General features: G+C 43.1%; 20 protein-coding genes and 1 tRNA gene. 5 read left to right on the forward strand and 16 right to left on the reverse strand.

The window, feature by feature from the left end; genetic code table 11:
* Window positions 1-40: 40 nt before the first annotated feature.
* Window positions 41-111 (reverse strand) — tRNA-Cys (locus BJP37_RS01785).
* 155 nt (window positions 112-266) lie between these two features.
* Window positions 267-1,109 (reverse strand): pentapeptide repeat-containing protein, encoded by an 843-nt coding sequence (locus tag BJP37_RS01790; protein ID WP_075896005.1) that lies wholly within the window; start codon window positions 1,107-1,109, stop codon window positions 267-269.
* Between the two features lie 306 nt (window positions 1,110-1,415).
* On the opposite strand from BJP37_RS01790, the gene BJP37_RS01795 reads away from it, so the two are divergent.
* The gene (locus BJP37_RS01795) at window positions 1,416-2,996 is read left to right on the forward strand and encodes a dynamin family protein (protein WP_075896007.1); all 1,581 of its coding nucleotides are present in this window, start codon (window positions 1,416-1,418) and stop codon (window positions 2,994-2,996) included.
* Window positions 2,997-3,017: 21 nt separating this feature from the next.
* The gene (gene pabB / locus BJP37_RS01800; protein ID WP_075896009.1) at window positions 3,018-4,490 is read left to right on the forward strand and encodes an aminodeoxychorismate synthase component I; all 1,473 of its coding nucleotides are present in this window, start codon (window positions 3,018-3,020) and stop codon (window positions 4,488-4,490) included.
* Between the two features lie 117 nt (window positions 4,491-4,607).
* Here pabB and BJP37_RS01805 read toward each other — a convergent pair whose 3' ends face one another.
* The 5 genes from BJP37_RS01805 to BJP37_RS01825 all read right to left on the reverse strand — a co-directional run bounded on the left by BJP37_RS01805 (window position 4,608) and on the right by BJP37_RS01825 (window position 7,913).
* On the reverse strand, window positions 4,608-4,934 hold the full coding sequence (locus tag BJP37_RS01805) for a DUF3082 domain-containing protein (protein WP_070390873.1): 327 nt from the start codon (window positions 4,932-4,934) through the stop codon (window positions 4,608-4,610).
* Window positions 4,935-5,150: 216 nt separating this feature from the next.
* Window positions 5,151-5,705 carry a guanylate kinase gene (gmk, locus tag BJP37_RS01810; protein ID WP_075896011.1) on the reverse strand — a complete coding sequence of 185 codons (555 nt, stop codon included), beginning with the start codon at window positions 5,703-5,705 and terminating at the stop codon, window positions 5,151-5,153.
* A gap of 24 nt (window positions 5,706-5,729) precedes the next feature.
* Complete coding sequence (gene remA, locus BJP37_RS01815; protein WP_008191366.1) at window positions 5,730-5,996, reverse strand: extracellular matrix/biofilm regulator RemA; 267 nt, start codon at window positions 5,994-5,996, stop codon at window positions 5,730-5,732.
* Between the two features lie 202 nt (window positions 5,997-6,198).
* Window positions 6,199-7,014: an RDD family protein gene (locus BJP37_RS01820; protein WP_075896013.1), complete on the reverse strand. Its 816-nt coding sequence runs from the start codon at window positions 7,012-7,014 to the stop codon at window positions 6,199-6,201.
* On the reverse strand, window positions 7,002-7,913 hold the full coding sequence (locus BJP37_RS01825; RefSeq protein ID WP_075896015.1) for a DUF975 domain-containing protein: 912 nt from the start codon (window positions 7,911-7,913) through the stop codon (window positions 7,002-7,004). The genes BJP37_RS01820 and BJP37_RS01825 overlap by 13 nt, the downstream gene beginning before the upstream one ends.
* An 80-nt stretch (window positions 7,914-7,993) precedes the next feature.
* On the opposite strand from BJP37_RS01825, the gene BJP37_RS01830 reads away from it, so the two are divergent.
* Window positions 7,994-8,962, forward strand: coding sequence for a stage II sporulation protein M (locus BJP37_RS01830; RefSeq protein WP_075896017.1), 969 nt, complete (start codon window positions 7,994-7,996; stop codon window positions 8,960-8,962).
* On the opposite strand, the gene BJP37_RS01835 is transcribed toward BJP37_RS01830, so the two are convergent.
* The 5 genes from BJP37_RS01835 to BJP37_RS01850 all read right to left on the reverse strand — a co-directional run bounded on the left by BJP37_RS01835 (window position 8,954) and on the right by BJP37_RS01850 (window position 13,309).
* Window positions 8,954-10,360 carry a DUF58 domain-containing protein gene (locus BJP37_RS01835; RefSeq protein WP_075896019.1) on the reverse strand — a complete coding sequence of 469 codons (1,407 nt, stop codon included), beginning with the start codon at window positions 10,358-10,360 and terminating at the stop codon, window positions 8,954-8,956. The genes BJP37_RS01830 and BJP37_RS01835 overlap by 9 nt on opposite strands.
* A gap of 31 nt (window positions 10,361-10,391) precedes the next feature.
* Window positions 10,392-11,342: an AAA family ATPase gene (locus BJP37_RS01840; RefSeq protein WP_075896021.1), complete on the reverse strand. Its 951-nt coding sequence runs from the start codon at window positions 11,340-11,342 to the stop codon at window positions 10,392-10,394.
* A complete protein-coding gene (locus BJP37_RS43185) occupies window positions 11,339-11,473 on the reverse strand; it encodes a hypothetical protein (protein WP_269086933.1) in 135 nt (44 codons plus the stop codon). Before BJP37_RS43185 ends, BJP37_RS01840 begins: the two co-directional genes overlap by 4 nt.
* Before the next feature lie 4 nt (window positions 11,474-11,477).
* Complete coding sequence (locus BJP37_RS01845; RefSeq protein ID WP_075896023.1) at window positions 11,478-12,620, reverse strand: DUF4350 domain-containing protein; 1,143 nt, start codon at window positions 12,618-12,620, stop codon at window positions 11,478-11,480.
* A gap of 71 nt (window positions 12,621-12,691) precedes the next feature.
* Window positions 12,692-13,309, reverse strand: a complete 618-nt coding sequence (locus tag BJP37_RS01850; RefSeq protein WP_229415160.1) for a DUF4129 domain-containing protein — start codon at window positions 13,307-13,309, stop codon at window positions 12,692-12,694.
* 173 nt (window positions 13,310-13,482) lie between these two features.
* On the opposite strand from BJP37_RS01850, the gene BJP37_RS01855 reads away from it, so the two are divergent.
* Window positions 13,483-13,917, forward strand: coding sequence for an SRPBCC domain-containing protein (locus BJP37_RS01855; RefSeq protein ID WP_075896027.1), 435 nt, complete (start codon window positions 13,483-13,485; stop codon window positions 13,915-13,917).
* Between the two features lie 111 nt (window positions 13,918-14,028).
* Here BJP37_RS01855 and BJP37_RS38195 read toward each other — a convergent pair whose 3' ends face one another.
* Window positions 14,029-14,202: a hypothetical protein gene (locus BJP37_RS38195; RefSeq protein WP_158069354.1), complete on the reverse strand. Its 174-nt coding sequence runs from the start codon at window positions 14,200-14,202 to the stop codon at window positions 14,029-14,031.
* A gap of 352 nt (window positions 14,203-14,554) precedes the next feature.
* A complete protein-coding gene (locus tag BJP37_RS01860) occupies window positions 14,555-16,219 on the reverse strand; it encodes a dynamin family protein (protein ID WP_214607736.1) in 1,665 nt (554 codons plus the stop codon).
* 535 nt (window positions 16,220-16,754) lie between these two features.
* On the opposite strand from BJP37_RS01860, the gene BJP37_RS01865 reads away from it, so the two are divergent.
* A complete protein-coding gene (locus BJP37_RS01865) occupies window positions 16,755-17,720 on the forward strand; it encodes an Rpn family recombination-promoting nuclease/putative transposase (protein WP_075896031.1) in 966 nt (321 codons plus the stop codon).
* A 43-nt stretch (window positions 17,721-17,763) separates the two neighbouring features.
* On the opposite strand, the gene BJP37_RS01870 is transcribed toward BJP37_RS01865, so the two are convergent.
* Window positions 17,764-19,764 carry a glycoside hydrolase family 10-like protein gene (locus BJP37_RS01870; protein ID WP_075905671.1) on the reverse strand — a complete coding sequence of 667 codons (2,001 nt, stop codon included), beginning with the start codon at window positions 19,762-19,764 and terminating at the stop codon, window positions 17,764-17,766.
* Window positions 19,765-20,085: 321 nt separating this feature from the next.
* On the reverse strand, window positions 20,086-20,571 hold the full coding sequence (locus tag BJP37_RS01875) for a hypothetical protein (protein ID WP_070396443.1): 486 nt from the start codon (window positions 20,569-20,571) through the stop codon (window positions 20,086-20,088).
* Window positions 20,572-20,660: the final 89 nt, after the last annotated feature.

Below are 20,660 nucleotides of genomic sequence, written 5' to 3' on the forward strand. Positions count from 1 at the left end.
CCATATCTCCGAGATTTTCCCGAGATTATCCATTTCAAAAAGGCGGCACCCAGATTCGAACTGGGGATAAAGGCTTTGCAGGCCCCTGCCTTACCACTTGGCTATGCCGCCACTAGTTGTTTAGTATATCATAACTATATCAGTTTTCAATTTTAATAATATCTCTGAATTACCCATGTTAAAAATTTTCCCGCGTCCACTGCGTCCCCTTTGTCCGGTGCTGACCTAGTCAAGGAAGACGCAAAGAACGCTGATAAGTAGGTTTTTTATTGGTTAATTGTGCCGTTGGGCATAGTTACCTGATTTAAATTAGTGTTATCAAAATTAGCACCATTGGTCATAGCATCCCTGAGATCAGACCTTTCTAAGTCTGCCCTGGCCAGATCGGTACCATTGAGATTGGCACCAGTCAAGTTAGCTCCTGTTAAATCTGTATTACTTAAATTGGCACCAGTCAGGTTAGCACCGCTTAAATCCGCATTGGCTAAATCTGCTCCAGCAAAATCGGCACCAGTGAGATTGGCATTGCTGAAGTTAGCCTGACTTAAATCAGCACGGCTGAAGTTAGCACCAGTCAGGTTAGCATTAGTCAAATCTACTCCTGACAAGTCCACATTCGTACAATCTGCCCCACTGAGGTTAGCACCCCTGAGGTCTTTCTCGATCAGGGGTGTACACTTGTTAATATGCCCTGACCCTATATTATCCGCAAACGCTGTGGGTTCCTCTTGAGACACACTTACCTGTATTGGCTCCGCTTCTGCAACTGCTCCAGTTTCCAATCGCTCAGGTTCTGCCACTGGTCTAGGTTCTACAAAACTGGCTAACCATCCTATACCCGCAAGAGCGAGTAAGACTGTACCCATACCAATCAACATCAGACCAGACCCATTACTATGATGTTTGGCGACTACGGATTTAGAATGCGTTCGCTTTTTAATCTCAGCAAGGGCTTTTTCCATAAATTCTGGGGGAATTTGTGCCTCTTTACCTGCTTCAATCAACTCCTTTACAGAATAGCTTTGGTTGTGCTGAGCATAGAGTTGAGCCGCTAGGGCGAAGGCTTGGTGGGCTTGGTCTTCAGGGATACGATCTTTTGGGAGTTTCATAATTATTAGGAAGCTTAGGAAGCCAGTCAGAGCTGAGATAGTATAAGAGTCAGGCTGTCAAGCCTGTCACTTTCTAATCTAGCAAGCCAGACTTTTAAGTGTTAATGGTTGCTTAATCGAGCTTGGTGACCTCATGGCTAAACTGATCACGGAAGTGAGGGTAATCTATCCCGCCAGTCAAGAAACTGACCTTAAGGTGACACGAAGGCTATTGTTAACTAGCGTAGGCTTTGGATTTATGCTTCTTTATCTTGCGAATACTTGCTAATATAATTAGATCTGTTCGCTCATTTCGCTCATAGTAACGTGGTCACCCTTCCTGTTCAACAAGAGCATCTGTTTAACCGCAGCCTCAACACCATCAAAGGTGTAAAACTACTCTTTGTCGAAGCAGAGCTGCTTTTCGATGTCTCTTGCCCTGATCTTGATGCCCTCAAGCAGCAACTGGAAAATCCCTTCTCGATCTTTGTCTGTGGAGAATTTAATGCCGGAAAATCCAGTGTGCTGAATCGCTTGAGTAATGACGAGCTAGCTGCTGTGGGCATACTTCCGACCACAAACTCGATTCAACCCTATTACCCAGAGGGGTTTGATGGCATTGTCTTTATTGATAGCCCAGGCACAAACTCGATCATTGAACGTCACCAAGCACTGACAGAGGATTATCTACAGCATGCTGATATCATCCTGTTTGTTACCTCAGTGGAACGACCTCTGACTAAATCAGAGCTGGACTTTCTCTCGTTAGTCAGTAAGATCTGGGTACGTAAAGTAATCGTTATTATTAATAAAGTGGATCTGATCACCCCACAAGAGAGTGAACAGATTATCTCACACGTCAAAGATGGACTTCGTGATGTCTTTACAGAAGTACCACCTTTATTTACAGTATCAACACGCACAGGTAAAGACATCGACACCCTACGAGACTTCTTACTAGAGTTTCTGGTAGAAGCTGAAAAAATACGGCTAAAACTTCAGGGTCCTCAGAACTCTTTATTAGTTTACCTAGAGCAGTTAGAGAAAAAGAACTATCAGGCACGGGAGAAAATCATTGCCGAAAAAACGATTTTTGACCGATCCCTGTTGCGAATCAATGAGCGCATTGAGCAATATGACCTTATTTTTGGTGTCTTTAGAGAAAAAATTCGTGACCTGTTTACCAATCTAATTCAACAATTACATAAGGTAATTCAGGATAATTTCGCATTCATTAGCCTATTAAAAAAACGTATTATTAGGGAAGACGATCTCCTGGAAGAAAAAGTAGCTAGGGCGATCAAGGAGGTAAAACTTGAGCAACAGATGGAGGATATTGTTAACGAAGCAGCATCAACCCTTGTGAAATATCGAGAACAAATTATTCGCGAAGCTAGGGAAGATTTACAAGTAGCAGCCACCCTCTCAGAAGACTCATTTCAGGTTCCCGAACTTAATAGTGGTAAAATTGATACCACTGCTATCTCTGACAATCTTAAGGTAGCGTCAGAAAAGGGACTCAACAACTTTTTGACCTTGGGAACAGCTGCCGCAGCAACAGGAATTGGGGGGCATGTAGTAGCCACCGCTGCACTATTTGATCTGTCAGCTTTTGTACTAGCTCTGATGTTGACCATGTTTAGCTTCAATGCGGTTCCTAAGCAGCGTGATAAGGCAACCCAACAGCTTGATGAAACCTTGCGTGAGTTGCAGAATAACTATACCGATAAGCTCAAACAAGGTTTGCAGCAAGAATTGGTAAATAGCCTCAAGCAGTTCACTGACTCTCTGAAGCCGAGACTGCAGGAAATTGACCATAAACTCGCTGCCAGTAATTCATTGGAGGATAATTTACAAAGTCTCCGGCAGGAGATTAACGATATTTTAAAGGAGGTAGAGCAGCTATAGCTGTCACGGCTGTTTCATCAAATGATTTTTAATATTCATAGTCGCAAGCTCACGGTCTACCCTGATTCGGAACGAGTGTTTGTTCATCTATTTGGCTCACAACCGACAGCATTCTGGCTAGACAGCTCTCGCGTAGAACCTGGTCTATCTCGTTTTTCTTTTATGGGAGATGGTACAGGACCAAACAGCCTGCTAGTACAATACTCGATTACTGACCAAAAACTCACCATTAACTGCTCGGGCAAAATAACACATCGTAGAGAAAGTATCTTCTCCTATCTACACAGAGAACTTGATCGCCGATACAACTGTTTAGAAGGACTTCCCTTTGACTTTAACTGTGGTTTTGTTGGCTACTTTGGTTACGAAATAAAAGCAGAATGTGGAGGAAATATCGTCCATCAATCGCAATTTCCAGATGCGATGTTTCTCTTAGCAGACAGAATTATTGCTTTTGACCATCAAGAGCAAGTAACCTATCTGTTGTGTCTAACTAAAAAAGGAGAAACTCAGCAAACAAATGCTTGGTTTGAAGATATTGAAAAACAGCTTTGTAATCTACCTCCTCTGCCCCCCATTGAGTTAGACTATACTCATCGAAAAGTTAGCTTTCGATTGAGTCGTTCCTACCAGAGATATCTGGAAGATATTCAAGAAAGTCTGGATCAGATTAAAGCTGGAGAAAGCTACGAAATTTGCTTGACTAACAAAATTTATGCTTCTATCGAACTAGAACCCTTGGCATTTTACCGAAGGTTGCGCCAACTCAATCCTGCACCCTACTCTGCCTTCCTAAGATTTGGCGAGCTAGCAGTGGCTTGTTCATCCCCAGAACGATTCCTGAAAATTGACCCCTCAGGTTGGGTGGAATCTAAACCCATCAAAGGAACTGCTGCACGAGGCCAAACAGAAGAAGAAGACCGACTGCTGTGCGAGGCGTTACGCACTCAGGAAAAAAACCGTTGTGAAAACATAATGATTGTAGACTTACTTAGGAACGATTTGGGCAGGGTTTGCGAAATTGGCAGTGTCCATGTCCCTAAGTTAATGGATGTGGAAACCTATGCCACAGTTCATCAACTAGTGAGTACAATTCGGGGTCGTTTGCGTCCAGATGTACGGGTGGGGGACTGTATCCGTGCCACATTTCCTGGAGGATCGATGACTGGTGCTCCTAAGATCTCAACCATGGAGATTATTGATCGATTGGAACTTCAGGCCAGGGGAATCTATTCCGGAGCGATCGGGTTTCTCGCACTCAACGGTGCTGCAGACCTTAACATTGTGATCCGAACTGCTGAGATTACTCCCAATCAGGTATCGATTGGTATCGGTGGTGCTCTGATTGCCTTATCGAATCCCCAGCTGGAATTTGAAGAAACCCTACTCAAGGCTGAAGCCCTAGTGCGTGCGATTGTCTACACGGTTTGTGGAGAGTTTTCCCCAGAGTTGTTTGATATTGATGGTTTACAAGCCGAGATGGTGAATTGTTGATATAGCAGTTCTCAATGGGTGAAGTCCCTCCTCCAGGGTTTTAGGGAGTAGGGAGTAGGGAGTAGGGAGTAGGGAGTACAGAGTAGGGGTAAGAAAATTAAATTTACCTTCCGAGCATCACTTGGGCGGTAGAGGTCGGAACTTAGTTCGGTAGAGTTGTTGAATTGCCAAAGCTACCAAACCAAGGGTAGTAATACCAAAGATAAACGTGGCTAGGGTACTGACTCCCACGACCAGCGTCCGAACTGCGATCGCAATTTTGAGGGCTGTCTGAGAGTTAGAGGTGAGGGGTTTATTAGCAAAGGTTGTAGCAATGGAGGCAGTTAGAAAATAAATAGCGCTCGTCAATCCTCCAGAAATCAATGCTCCCGTAAGGCAGCGCCAGGGGGAAGGTAGCGCTTGAGTACTCTTAGGGGTTTCCGTGTCTTGGTTAGATGTTGTCATTAGTCATTAGTGACCAGTATTCAGCAAGTATTAACCAGGGTTTTAACTATTATCCGGTAGCTTGTTATCTATACTACGTGTTATCTCTACTAGTTGAACTCTCAGGAGGCTGACCGACAGGGGATTCTAAGCTGACACATCTCAACCAGTTATCGATACCAGGGTCAATAACGAAGCTACCAGATCTAATATTACCTTTGTGTGTAATACTTAGTATTAAGATGGAAAGATAACTGCTTCCAAGCTTTGTAGAGCTTCTTTGAAGTCTTTATTAACAATAGTCACATCAAATTCATCAGCAGCTTCAATTTCGGCTTTGGCAATAGAAAGGCGTTGGGCGATTACTTCTTCACTATCCTTACCCCTCAACCGAATCCGCTGCTCTAATTCATCTAGACTGGGGGGTAGTACAAAAATACGGAGAGCAGAGGGAAAGGTTTTATTGATTTTCCTTGCCCCAACCAATTCTATTTCTAAAATAACAGACCTACCCTTATCAAGAAGCTGCTTGACTGGCAAACTAGGTGTACCGTAGTAATTACCAGCGTACTCAGCCCACTCTAAAAGCTCACCCCCTATGATCATTTCTTCAAACTGGTCACGAGTGACAAAGTAATAGTGTTTCCCATGCACCTCCCCAGGACGAGGTTGCCTGGTGGTTGCTGAAACCGAAAGATCAAGTTCCGGGTGTCGCTTCAGGAGCTGCCGTAGCAAGGTTCCTTTACCAACACCAGAAGGACCAGTCAATACAATGAGTCTTCCTGCTTCCATGTTGAGTCTAGTTAAGCTTAAAGCTTAATGGTTACCATTGTGACTATCTTTATTGATTACGAAGCGATGGGCAACAGTTTCTGGCTGAATTGCCGAGAGGATGACATGGCTGGAATCGGTCACAATTACCGCTCTGGTGCGACGCCCGTAGGTTGCATCAATGAGATATCCACGCTCTTTTGCCTCAGTAATGATCCGCTTGATAGGAGCAGACTCTGGAGAAACAATTGCTACAACTCGGTTTGCTGAAACAATGTTACCAAAACCAATATTAATCAGCTGAATGTCCATGAGCAACTAACGGCAAAAGCCGGATGAGAAGCTAGTATAAGTATTCAAGTACAATAGTAGCGACATTAATTTAGCCTTACAAGCCTAAAATCTGGTAAAAAACCGGATTTTAGGGAGTCATCCGTCTTCACTGTTGAGTCCATAGGGTATTTTGTTGCCGGATAAGCAACCCATAGCTCAAGCTAGCGCAAGGGTACGTGGGTCAGTAATCCTGGGATGATAACTGCTGATAGGCAAGGTACACAGCCTCCAGAAACAAGTTAGCCGTGACACCTGAGGGTACCTTTTCCAAGGCAATCATGTCTTTAACCTGATCAGCCAGTTGTCCGCTTAACTTAGCTTTTGCCTGAAATGTCATTGCCTCGCGCCGCTGCAAATACTCTCGAATCATAGCAAAGTCTTCTGGCTGCAAGGGGGACAAATCTGCCTCGGTTTGGAGCTGATTCGCTAAGGCTTGAGCCTGATCGGAGATCTTGAAGCTAGCAGAAGCAATAGGCTGCTCTTCTTGGACTACCAGGGTTCCTGCTAACCAATCTCCCAACCGTTTCTCTCGCTTGCTAAAGATAATTAAAAATACTCCCAGGAACCATAAATCATCAACAGGTCTGAGCAAAGCACGTAGGGTAGCTTGCTGTAGTCTCACTGGTCTAGCATCATCACGAATAACACGAATTTTGCCATAGCGCTTACCTGGTGTTTGTCCCTGCCATAGGGTTTCAAACAAAACAAAATAACCGATGTAAATTGAAAAGGTAATAAATAGATAAATGGCTACTAGCCAAAGCCTTAACTCATTAATACCAAAAAAATAGTCTAATAGGTCCAGCAGTTGGGAAGATAAAAAGCCCCAAGCAATTAAAAATACTACTAAAATTAATCCTAAGACAATATAATCAATTAACAAGGCATAAGCTCGACTGCCAATCCCTGCTAACGTTAATTCTAATTCAACACTTTCTGGGGTTTGTATAGTGACTCGATTAAAAAAATTAGTCGGTGTTGATTTTAGCTTCCCCATAGCTGCAAATCTATGCCTTCTTTACGACTACATAGATCGTAGTATATCACTGATTTAATGGCTTGCCAGAAGGGAACTAACAACGCACCACTAGCAAAGCTCAACCCAAAAACTAGCACTAAATACAGCCAGGCAAAAATTGCTGATTCTTGAGGAAACAAAAGAGATAAAATAGTTTGTATGCTGAATGTAGCTATCTGTACAGCAATCGAAATTGGTAGTGATATTAAAAACCCAACAACTACTATCCCTTGAATACGTAATATAAATCCCTGAGTTAATTTCCAGCTGCGACCAATTGCTGCCCTGGCACCGATAGAATTTTCTTCTATAGCAAGCGGTATTTCATAAATTAAGAAGCGAGATATAAACCAGCTCAATCCAAAGAAAAAAACAATCATCAAAATAATCACAACCAGAAGTCCTATGATAGTCATAGCAATACTATTCTCAGGGAGAGTATTGAGATTATCTAAAAGAGTAATGCTATTGCCGAAAATTAAACCAAGGACTCCGATCAAGATACCAATAACAAAAGAAATGATAAATACTACTAGGATTGCTGCTCCAAGAGTTATCAAGGATACTAGAAAAGTTATTAAGGATACTAGGATGCCTGCTCTGAAAAAACTCCACATCCGAGGATTTACATGGCGGCGAGCCTCATTCACTGTTTCTGGACGTTCAATGATTTCCTTAAACGCTAGACGTGAAATTAGCCCAAACATGGCACAAAACTTAGCCCAGCCATATATGGGAACTAATAGCCATAGATAACCGATAAAAGCTAGACGATAATATAACTTAAAATGATCGCGGTAGATGCGCAGACCGACATTAACAACATTACCAATACTGAGTGGTCCTAAAGATTGGCTGGGACTAGGCTCATAAGACATGGGTCGATGGGGCTATTGATGGCAAGACAAGTTTTAACGCTATCTTAAGCGAGGTTTACGAAAATTACCCCGAAAACTTTATGAATATTAAACGTTGGATTGGGCGGCGGGAAGCAAATTGGAAACAGTTGGATACTCTCCTGCAACAAGTGGAGAAACGAGGAATCAAGTCTTTACCAGCATCCCAAATCAAGGAACTCGCTAGTTTGTATCGCTCCGTCTCAGCGGATTTAGCCCGTGCTAGAACTAACCAAGTAGGCAATACCCTGGTCAAGGATTTACAACGACTGACCTCTCGGGGCTATAACCAGATTTATCAAGGTTCTCGCCGTCAAGACTGGCAAGGCTTAGGGGAGTTTTGTCGCTGGGGTTTCCCTGCTGTAGTGCAACAGACGTGGAGTTATATTGCGATCGCAACCGCAGTGTTTCTCCTCGGAGCCTTAATTTCCTGGTGGTTGGCTTGGCAAGATCCAGTGTTTATGTCCCTGGTGGTTCCGGAACAGTTAATTGAACAAGTACGCGATCGCCAGCAATTGTGGATGGGTTCGATTTTGGGCATGAAACCCTTAGCGTCCAGTGGCATTATGATTAACAATCTATCGGTATGCTTTCGGGCAGTGGCTGGTGGGATTACCTGCGGTGCCTTTACCCTATATGTCATGGCATTCAACGGAATACTGATTGGTGCCATTGGCACCTTAGTGGGTCAAAATAACTTAGCTTATCCCTTCTGGGCATTTGTGTTTCCCCATGGTTCCCTGGAATTACCCGCTATCTTCTTTGCTGGTGGAGCCGGTTTACTCATCGCTAGAGCAATTCTGTTTCCAGGCCAATATCGCCGGGTAGATGCATTAAAATTTTATGGCTCCCAAGCGGCTCAGTTGATGTTTGGGATTGTGCCGATGTTGATTATTGCTGGTATTATTGAAGGGTTTTTCTCTCCGAGTCCCTTAGTGCCATCATTCCTCAAGTATTTGGTTGGAATCGGACTGTTTAGCCTTTTGGTTATATATTGTAGTCGCCAGAAACTTGAGGATGCTTCAGAGTAGATTCCGAGCTTTGACTCGTAAGTAGCTCTCAACCAGTTGCTGACTAATCTGATTCGCTGGTGCATCCAAGACCAGAACTCCTTTTTGCTTCAACCGGGCAAAGGCAACTTGGCGCTGGGCAATTAAATCCAGAGCGACAGCACGGGTATAAGCGGCTTGCCCCGGGTCAGGGTTAAGATCAACACTCATTCTTTTTTTCGCCTGCGCCTGGTATCCGCTGTGCCAAAGCTGGTCTTGACTGGGAATTTTCCCTAACTGAGGGGTATTAGGGGGAGTGTGCGCCAATTGGTCAACAAGGGGGTCTCGAAGAGTGACACAAAAAGGTAAGTAGCGAGGGGTGAGGCGTTCTAGGGCTGCTAGCAATTCAGCGGAAGCAGTAACATCCACGATGTCTGTAATCATTACGACTAAAGCACGACGAGTTTGCTGATTCACCAGTTTTGTAACAGCACCAAAATAGTCTGGTTCTAATAATACTGGCTGAATCGGAGTAAGACGTTCTATGAGTTTCGATAGTTGATGTTGACCCCGTTCTGGTGGAATCCAGGTCGTGATGTCTCGCTCAAAGACACCCACGCCCACGCGATCGCCCCGATGTAACCCAGCTAATGCTAGAGCCAGAGTACTATTCAATCCCCAATCAAACCGCTTCAGTTGAAGTACCTGTGCGGTCATCAACCGTCCCCGGTCTAGTAATATAATCAAAGTCTGCTCTTTTTCCGGTTCCAGCACCCTGACTAAAGGGCGAGAGCGGCGAGCGGTGGCTTTCCAATCAATCAGGCGAGTGTCATCACCAATGCCATACTCCCGCAGTTCAGCAAATTCTGTGCCAGCACCCAAGTTTCGGGAACGGCGCATGGTACCAGTATTTTCCAGGGTCAGGCGAATAGAAAGCGATCGCAAACTGACTAAGTCTGGATAAACTGCTACGTTCTGACTCCCTGGGATTTTCCAATCATCCCACACCAAGCCCCAAGGACTCAACTGGCGCACGTGAATATCTCCCCAGTGAAACTGGCCTCGCTTGGCTGGATGAACTGTATAGGTTAGTTCCTTGTTACTATTCCGGTCAAGGGTAGCAGTGATCGTTGGGGTGGAAACAGCTAACTCTAATGGATAGTAGTCCTTAATCAGAATTCGAGCAACCTGATTTGTAGATTCCACTGACAGCACAATCAGATTATCTCGCCCAATCGATAACCGTTGTAAAGGCGTGCGGGTTACCTTCACTCGGTTAGGTTTGACCCGTTTTCCATCCCATAAGGCTAAACCAAGGACAATGCCATCAAAGACAAGAGTACTAATTAGACTGATTTGTTGATTAAAAACAGTAGCGAGTAATAATGCGATCGCAATACCTAGTATTAACAGTAAATACGTTCGTTGTGAGGGAATCATAATTTTTTTCGAGTGCTGAGTGCTGAGCCACTCACCTAGGCACTGGAACTTGCTTGAGTAATGAAGCTATTACGCCATCGATCTGTAACCCATCTAACTGCACCTCTGGTTTCAGAATCAGACGGTGACGGAGTAGAGGGAGTGCGATCGCTTTTACATCATCCGGTGTCACATAATCCCGTCCTGATAACACAGCTTGGGCTTTACTGGTTTGTAACCAAGCTACAGCAGCTCTCGGGGAGGCTCCCAAGGCTAAATCAGGATTTTGCCTGGTTTGCTGAACTAAGGCTAGCAAATAATCCAGCACCTTCTCGTCTACTTGGACAGCTTTAACCTCTTGACGAGCACTAAAAATTTGTTCTACAGTTGCTAGAGGTTTCAGACGTTCTAAATCCAAACGGCGTCCACGAAATCCTTTCTCAGTATTAAGCAACATTTGCTTTTCTGCCGCCGCATCTGGGTAATCCACTACCAACTTGAATAAAAATCGGTCTAACTGAGCTTCTGGTAGGGGATAGGTGCCTTCAAATTCTAGAGAGTTTTGGGTAGCAATCACCCAAAATAATTCAGATAGAGGCAAGGTTTCCCCGTCCAAAGTGACTTGCTGCTCTTCCATTGCCTCTAGCAGCGCTGCTTGGGTTTTGGGTGGGGTGCGGTTAATTTCATCAGCTAGCAAAATCTCAGTAAAGACTGGTCCTTTTTTGAGGGTAAAGTTACGGGTATTCAGATCAAAGATATTGGTTCCTAAAATATCCGATGGTAGAATATCTGGGGTTAACTGAATCCGCCGAAATTCAGCTTGGATTAGCCTTGCTAAAACTTTGACAAGCAAGGTTTTACCGGTTCCTGGTACCCCCTCAATAATCACGTGTCCACCACTAAGCAACGCTACGAGTAACTGTTCGACTAGGGTCGATTGACCGACAATTATTTTGCCAAGGGTTTGCTTGAGGCGGTTCAAGACAGGGATATCATTGGTCATTGGGGTTGATTAGCTATCCTGTGGCACAGTTTTCGTGGTACCACAATAGCATGGGTAAACTCTGGTTGATTGCGGTTGGGATTAGTTAGTTTGATATCCGGTAGTTTAAACAATCGGGCAGTTGTGATCATCGCATCAATCAAGACGAATTTTCTGCCATTTTCCCAGCCATTTTAGTAAGTCTGACTCCCTAATACGACGTTTACTAGATTGAATTTCCAGCAATTGTTTCAGTTCTGTAGCTGGACGTCCAGTTTGCTCAACCCAAGCATCAATTAGAGCTTGCTCCTCCAGCAGAGTTTGCCCTAATCCTAGTGCTTTTTGCAGTTGCAGTTGTTCGTCTTTTCCCACAACTTCCAACACAAACTCACTGCTGCCTGCTTTTTGCAAAACACCTGCTAATGCTCGGATGTAGGCTTCGCTGTTATCCACGACTGGTTCAGATAAGGTCAATGGTTGTCCAAAGCGGCGATTCAGAGCCCAGATGGCAACCAGAAGAATGATTAATCCTTGGATAAAGGCTGGCAACAGAGGGGTTTTCGCTAAATAACTGAATAGAGTCTCACCTACCTCTCGCTTGATCACATCCACATCTTTGTAACCGTGGAGGTATTCATCCACCCAAACCGGATTTTGGTTAGTTAAATTCCCCTCTGCTTTCAAGGGAGTAACCAGTTGCGCTAATAATTCATAGTTAGCCGGAAAGTCCTGATAGGCATTGGCAGCAAGATCGGATGTAGTGGCAAAGATAACTCTACCATCACCAATAGGCTTTTCCCAAACCACAGCACCAAAGCGATCGCTTAAAATTTTCTTCCCCTGATTACCCTTGTATCGCCGCCTGGTGTTAACCTTAACCTTTCCTGTTGAAGCCTCTTGGATAGTACTAAAAGCAGCGTCTGTCACCGGCTGCTTGACTCCCAAAATCACCATCGTATTGCCCTGTTTAATCCATTCTCGCTCTTTACCATAAATAGCATCTACTGTCAACCAACTAGTGACACGCAATAAGGTAACCGAACCTTTAGCATCGGTCTGATTCGCTAAATCCTCAAAGGGTTTTTGCCAACGCTGTACAGGAGTTCCCCGTTTTGCCATGTAAGCGTACCAAGCGCCATAGCCATAGGGAGCGCGGCTGTAAGTAGAACCGCTATTGATTTTATTATTAGCTGGAGCAGCTACCAGGGTAATGATCATTAGTACCGCGATTGCGTTCGCGCGAGCGTGTGCGAAGCACATCGCAATCATTACTCCTAAGCGACGCCTAGGAAATTTCATCCTTCATCCTTGGCCAAAAGGCCACGCTACGCGAACATCCTTGGCCAAAAGGCCACGCTACGCGAACATACTTAAACCTTTATCTGCTGATAAGCCTCCTTGCACCGTTCAAAAACTTGACTAGAGACTTCGGCGTTACTAAAACATAACTGCTGGTGGGTGATCAGTAAGATTTGGTATGGTTTAGGTTGCGGTAATTCCTGGATAAGTTGTAGATATTCTCCATCCGTGCGACTGGGATGGCGAGGGGCAATGCCACTATCGTGTAATTGCTGCAACATCCCCATATACAAGCAACGACAGGCTTCAGTGTAGTTACCCTGCTGCTGATAGTTTTGCGATCGCTCCCACCAATTGACCACTGATAATTCTGGAACTGGTCGTTTTGTCACTCTGTTTGCAGCTTGAGTCAGTTGCTGGTAATAATAACTAATATAAGGATGTAATCCTCTCAACAGCCGCACCCCTAGCCAGCTTAGGATTACAGCAACAAGTAACCAAAACGTTATCCTAATCCCCCGGGCTAGCATAGGAGACAGTAACCAAGATGGCAGTGAGCCTTGGGCTTGGTCAAGAGGCACCTGAGACATTGTCAGCTCCCACCACTCCCCGAATTGTCGTTGCAGCAGCTGCAACTGCCAATCCAAACTGTTTTTTTCAAAGGAACCAGTAGACATGTCACTAGTCAAGGCACAAGTTAAAATACTGATTACTAATAATGTTACAAAGGCATAAAGGGGATGGATTAAGTCATGCCTGCATCCGTATTATTCTTTTGTGTGGTGTAGCCTTCTATCATTTACCATTTCCCATGATCTAAAATAACAGTACTTGAAGCCAGTAAAAACTGCTATTTCGTAACATGACAAGTCTCTATACTGACATTGATATCAATGTCCCAAGGCAGAAGGTTTGGCAAATTTTGTTCCATAAACAGCAGTGGAAGTACTGGAACACATTTCTGTTTGATTGTGACTCAACTTTACGGTTTGAGCAGGGGAAAGAAGTATTTCTGTCCCTGCGACGGCTTCCCAATGAAGAAGAGACAGAATTTGAGCCATTGGTGACACAAGTTCATCCTGGTGTGTGTCTAAGTTGGGTCTCTTCTATTCCTGGCTTTCGTAGTGAATGTGTATTTGATTTGCAAGAAATAGGAGTGGGTCGTACCAAATACATCCACAAACACTCTTATTCAGGTATATTGTCTAGGGTGTTTTTACCGTTTATCCGAGAGGATGAGTTACGAGGTCTTAAACGAATGGCATGGGAGTTGAAGCGTTATGCTGAGGGGTTTTAGAACGTTAGTATGGCGCTAGCACAGCCTCACTCCGGGTGAAGTGTTAAAGATGACACTGCAAATACGACCGACATAACCACACCCGGAAGCACTCGTTTACCTGACAACTAGTTAGTCAAGATAGCCCATAAGTTCATCTGTCCCTTCACTAACATTTGTAGCAATAGGGCGATTTTGGGGTAATGGCTTTATGCTCAGCTGTTTCCTATCGATGTATCCTGAGGGTCCAGTTCCTTTAGCAGTGAATTGGAGTTCCTTGTCTTTATTGCTATCTGTGCTGCTCATATCCCTCCTGGGACTCCTGAGTTAGAGTCAAAAATACCTTATTATATGGCTATGTCTGGTCTAAGTTGACCAAGTTAGGCTTACAGTAAAGAAAAAATACTGTCAAGGTTATACTATCACATTTGATAGGAGTTTTATACCTAAAGCTGCTAGAACGCCCACAGCCAAAGTGATCCCTGATGGGGTTTAGCAGATTTTGGGAATGATTGAGATATCAGTACAGCTACCAGTACAGCTACCAGTACAGCTAGCATACAGCTACCAGTTGAAGCTATTCAGGGCATCATAATCTCTAGATGTTGGCCTCAATAACCATGATTGTGGCAGCAATGGTGAACAGATTCATCGGCCATTAACTAATGACTAATAAATCCTTAGCCTTGCTCTGGATTGTTCTATAGTCCTTAAGGATTGGTTCTAGTCCTTCTTCTTCCTTTTCAACATAATCGTCTAAATCTCCAAATACTCTTTTCATTTCTTCATATATCAGAGTACATTTTAAGTTAAGTGGCTCTTTAATATCTGATATTAACTTAGTTTTATCACTGTCTAATTTTTTGCTAATCTTGCTAATTATCATTTTTCGTTTAAGATAAAGCGCTCCCCCGGAAAATAAAATCCCAACTCCGGCAAACGCAGCACCGATAAGATCCAATATTACTATCTCCGTTATCGCCATAAATAGGCCAGCAATTACTGTCACCGCCGCTCCACCTAATATATTGGTAGCGACTCCACTAGCGTTAGATTTTAAGGTATTGATAAACTCAGCATCTTCAAGGAGCTTAGACGCTTTTTGCTTAACGTCTTCAAACACCTCATGACGGCGCTCCATAACTCGGATAGATAGATTGCTATTACTTGAATAATTATCGATAGTATTCAAATCTTGTATTAACGAATCAATTAGGTTTTTAATATCCCCTAAAAAATGGTGTGTCCCCTCTTTTAAGGTTTCTTCTAAGGAAACTTGTAGCTCTGGTTCATACTTGGCCTTGATCTGATCGATCCAGGCTTGAATTGAGGCATTTTTATCAACGGTACCAACAACGGACTTATTGATTAGTTTAGGAAAGGTGAAACCAGCGCTAAAATCCGATTTTATTTGCTCAGCAACTCGATCATAGTTGGCGGCTAACTTATCCACCAGTTTAGTAATCTCATCTTGAGACTTTTTTTCACCGACAGCTAGTTTAGTTTTGATTCGTTCTACTGATGATTTATCCAGCTCTAGTTGCCGTTGGATAGATTTTAATTCATCGTCTAATTCATCAATCACATTTTGAGTGCGATCGCTAATTGATTTAAGTTTAATTTTATAAGTTTCCCCACCGGTAACCATATCATTGATAAATCCTCTCACTTCCCTAAACCCACTCCCCTCTTCATTCCCATTGTTTTCTAATTCCGCTGATGTCGCAAAAACTATAGGAGACTCAATATGTCGTTGACTAGCATAGTCTTTAACTCTCTGAGTATTTCGGCTTAATTCTTCTGGTTTAGTTAAATCAGACTGTTGAAGTATAAAGACTACTTTTTTACGCCATTGCTCACTAACATAATCCAGGAGTTCCCAAGCTGTTTTATGATAGGGATTCTTAGCGAAAAATACAAAAAACACTAAATCACTGTTAGGAATATAGTTTTCAGTAATCTCTTGGTGGTTGTCCAGAATCGTATTCGTTCCGGGAGTATCGACAATTGATAACGTTTTCAAGATGTCAATGGGTAAACCAATTTTCCGTAACGTTGGGCTAATCTCCTTTTCAAACTGCTCCTCTGAATAAACAATTTGTTGAATAATATCTGTACAGGGCTCAACATCAGTTTTGCAAATTTTTTCTTGAATTAGGGCATTAATAAAGCTACTTTTTCCAGCTTTGACTTCTCCAACAATAACTAATAAAAACGGTTCATTACTATTTTTTTGGATCGTCCTAATTTTTGACTGTAATTCTGGTTTATTGATTTGACTAGCAAATTTCTGCAAATCTTGTAATAGGTCATCAATAGCCACTTTGTGGTTGTACAATACTTGATCAATAATTTGATTGTTCATTAATATTACTCCCCTAGATTAGACTCTCCTAAATTAGAATTAGGAAAAACTAATTATTAAATGTTATATAATAGATTAAGTATAGTTATTTTAAAAGGATATCGCAAGGTAAAAAAACTGATCAGGTAAGCCTTCAGCTCTAAGCTGTCAGTGGTGAGCCCTTGATTAGTCATTAATCAGTAGTCATTGCTGATTTGTGTAATGCGTTCGCATTATGAATCGGAGGGTAGAGTCCCAATGTTGACGAGACCCCAATCCCCTCATATCGTTGTAAATTTTCTCGAAGTGCTGACGCAGTTGAGGAAGAATAACCTTGAAAATCTCTCTCACGGTAACCAACTAAAATGGACAAAATTCGCTTATTGCTTATTGTTTCAGTTTAATCCCTCTTGGCTAGGTTTGTCTAAAGACCATTGCTCAGGACTGAGCCACTGATCCAGTATAATGAAATTAAGTCGAAATGGCATAGTGCTTGTAGATAGCAAGACTAATCATGGCAGCAACACACATACGCTTTGACTGGGCGATCAAAAAACAATTGCGGGATAAAGCTAATTATGTTGTCCTCGAAGGCTTTATCAGCGAATTACTCGGGGAAGCGATTACCATTGAATCGATATTAGAAAGCGAAAGTAATCCTCAGACACAAGACAATAAACTAAACCGGGTAGATATTTTAGCTCTCAATAGTGCTGGGGAGTTATTGCTAGTAGAGGTGCAAAATAGTTCGGAAAATGATTACTTTCAGCGGATGTTATTTGGAGTTTCGACTCTGATTACCGAATATCTAGATAAAGGAGAGCCTTATAGTAAAGTCAAAAAGGTCTACTCCATTAATATAGTTTACTTTCCCCTCGGCCAAGGAGAAGATTACATATATCAGGGAAAGTTAGATTTTATAGGACGTCATATCCAGGACAGACTAGAGCCATCAAATCTCCAGAAGGAGTTGTTCAAAATTGAGCAGGTGTACCAGATATTTCCCGAATATTACATCTTGAGAGTGAAACAGTTTAATGATGTGACTAAAAACAGTTTGGATGAATGGATATATTTTCTTAAAAATAGTGAAATCAAGGAAGACTTCCAAGCCAGAGGATTAGCCCAAGCCAAGGAAAACCTGAGGATTGAGAGTCTACCGAATACAGAAAAAGCAGCCTATCAGAAATATCTGGAAGATAAACGGTATGAAATTAGTATGCTGGAAGGGGCAGAGGCAGTCGGAGAATTAAGAGGCAGAGAAGAGGGAATAAAACAGGGCAGACAACAGGGGATATTAGAAGGCATTCAACAAGAACGTCGTGCTAACTTGGAGCGAATACTCCAACTACGATTTGGAACGATTCCTTCAGAGATATCTGGTAAAATCCAAGGTTTAGATCTCCAACAACTGGACAACTTGATGGCAACAGCATTAACAGCTACTTCTTTAGATGAGTTTAGCCAACATCTGCTTTAACCATTGACCCTACCCTAATAGGGATGCCAAGGGCGAACAACCTTTAACCCAACGATACAACAACTCCTAAACTTTCATTCCCAATCCTATCCACTGCTGACAAGGCATAGATTCCCGACTCTAGCGCTATCTCCAGGGTGGCTGAATTCAGAATTTTGTACAACCTCCAAACCCCATCTTGTTGTCGATAAAGGGTCCAATAACAAATTTCTCCATCACAAACTTTCTGCCAACTTAGCTTACCATCTCTTGCTCTAACATTACCTGGTGTCTTAGGTGGCTCAGTCTTTAACCACTCCATAGTAGGAACAACAGCAGGTTCAGAATAAATAGAGCTTTTGAACTGGTCAACCACCTCTAAACGATTTTCTGTGAATACTTTCATGCTATAGAAAATATTTCCTAGGGAGAGTTGAGACACTAGATCGCGGCTAATTTCAACTTGTTCTTCATACTCAGAAATCGGCCATTCTTCTCCATCTAACTTACTGAGTCTATTCCCAGAATAAATGTGTCGATTTTTAGGATTATTTTCTGTCCACCATTGGAGTAAAACCGGATAACTTTGGGCAGGAGGCTCAATGCGCCAGTAAAGTTGAGGAGCCATATAATCCACCCAGCCTTCTTCTAACCATTTTTTCGGGTCAGCATAGATAGCTTCATATTGATCTAATCCCTTAATTTGAGCAGGTTGTCCAGGACGATAAATTCCAAAGGGACTAATCCCAAATTTAACTTTTGGCTTAGTAGCTTTAATGCCAGTGTAGAGACGCTCAACCATCTTATTCACATTGTCCCTGCGCCAATCACCCAAACTCAGTTCACCCCCAGCTTCCTGATAAGCTTCATAGGTTTTTTGATCAGGAAAATCTTGATCTTTGATAGGATAAGGATAGAAATAGTCATCCAGATGAATCCCATCTACATCATAACGACCGACTACATCCAGAATCACGTTATAAGTCCAGTCCTGAACCGTTTTTACTCCTGGATCCATCCACAATTGTTTACCGTGTTGATAAACATAGTTTGAATGGGTAACGCTGATGTGAGGCTTGACTTTTGTAGAAACTTGTGATCCTGTTGCAGCGCGGAACGGGTTAAACCAGGCATGTAGTTCAATATTGCGCTTGTGACATTCTGCGATCGCAAACTCCAGCGGGTCATAAAACGGTTCTGGTGCTTGCCCTTGGGTACCTGTTAGCCATTCACTCCAAGGTTCTAATTCTGAGGCATATAAGGCATCTCCGGTCGGTCGTACCTGGAAAAACATAGCATTGAGGTTAAGTTCCTCAATCCGGTCAATAATCTCGATTAGTTCCTCTTGCTGTTTTTCTGCTGCTAGACCCTTTTGAGAGGGCCAGTCAATGTTCCAGACACTGGCAACCCAAACTCCCCGAAACTCTCGCTGATGGCTAACCTCCCTAGTGGTTTGGAAAGCAACCGTGTATTTTGAGTTTAGGTCTGGCAACTGACCCAAATACGCCAAAGCTTGATAGATAAACCCTGACACATCAGCACGAGTTGCCACTTGAGTGGGTCGCAGTCGGTTGGGATTGGGATAATTGACGATTATGTTAGCATCCGTAGCAGTAGCTATCCTGTCTCGGGCATAACCAGGAATTTTATCCACATCTTGATAGAGTTGAGGTAGCGCTATATTTACATCCGATATCTCACTCAAGGGAAGGTTCAACCCAGCTGCGATCGCTACCAAGGCTTCCACTCGAACCAGATTAGTGTCTGGGCGGAAGCGATTACCAGGATAACCCGACATAAAGCCAGTTTCGTAAGCATATTGAATCGCCTCCAAAGCCCAGTGTTTCTGTGATACATCAATAAACTTCGGAGCAGATCGTTGTTTTTCGGGTTGGGAAAAAGCGTTTTTTAATATGGCAGCAAACTGAGATCGATTCATGGGTAGATTAGGTCGGAATCTGCCATCAGGAAAACCGCTAATCATTCCCTGATTTGCTAAACCTTCAATAAATGGCTTTGCCCAGTGATTTTCCGTATCAGGGAAGCCAGTTTTAGAAGCTACCATAGTTTTATTGCGAGGCATATTGGGGGCTTAACCGCAATTTTAGCCGCACTATTATAGCAAGTGGCAAATTAATACCAAGTTGCGTTTACAGATACCTTATTCACCGATGGGGAGATGGACAGAGGTCGTGATGGCAGGGAATAACTATATTGAATACATGAAAAGTCCCTAGATCAGACAGAGTAATTGATGATCTGATTAGGAGCGATGGTAATAATGAGTGATTCAATAGTCTTGCTTTTGTGATCCGATCATCGGTGCCATCCCCTCATCCGATGATCTCCTCATCCAGTCATTGTCTGCTCGCGCTCGTTGCCATACTTAAGCAATGTCAGGAGGTAGATTGTTAGAATCTGACTTGGGTGCTGACCGGATTTGCTGTAGTTGAGCTTGTATTAAATTTCGTAGGTCCTCTCGAGAGACCTCTGAACCAACCGCTAAATTACCAGGTGTATCAAAGAAAACAGTACTAGTGACGGTGTCGATTGCCAACATCTGAAACAAAATGTGAGTGACTGGCACCCCGCACGCCATAAGTTGAGGATCCCAATCAGAATGAAAATTGGCAGCATCTTGAACAGTCGGAAAAGCATAAATAACATTTTTCTCCAGATCAGGGTTAGCACGATTACTCAGTGTCGTCAACACCCAACCTTGGTCAAGATTTTGGAGAATGTAATATTCCAGATGGTTTAGTTGTTCCGCCAGAAGTTTGAGTACTGGAGCGATCGCTTCAATCGCTTGAGGCGTCGTTCCATCTTGTGGGGCATTATCAATCAAATTGTTAATTTGTTCGTCTAATTCCATAGGAGCTATAGGGTGAGGAATTTGGCTGCACATAGTCTAAACCTAAATCAAATTTGTCGAGAGTACGTGTATGTTAGGGTCGTTATTGA

The sequence above is a fragment of the Moorena bouillonii PNG genome, from assembly GCF_001942495.1.
Classification (GTDB): domain Bacteria; phylum Cyanobacteriota; class Cyanobacteriia; order Cyanobacteriales; family Coleofasciculaceae; genus Moorena; species Moorena bouillonii.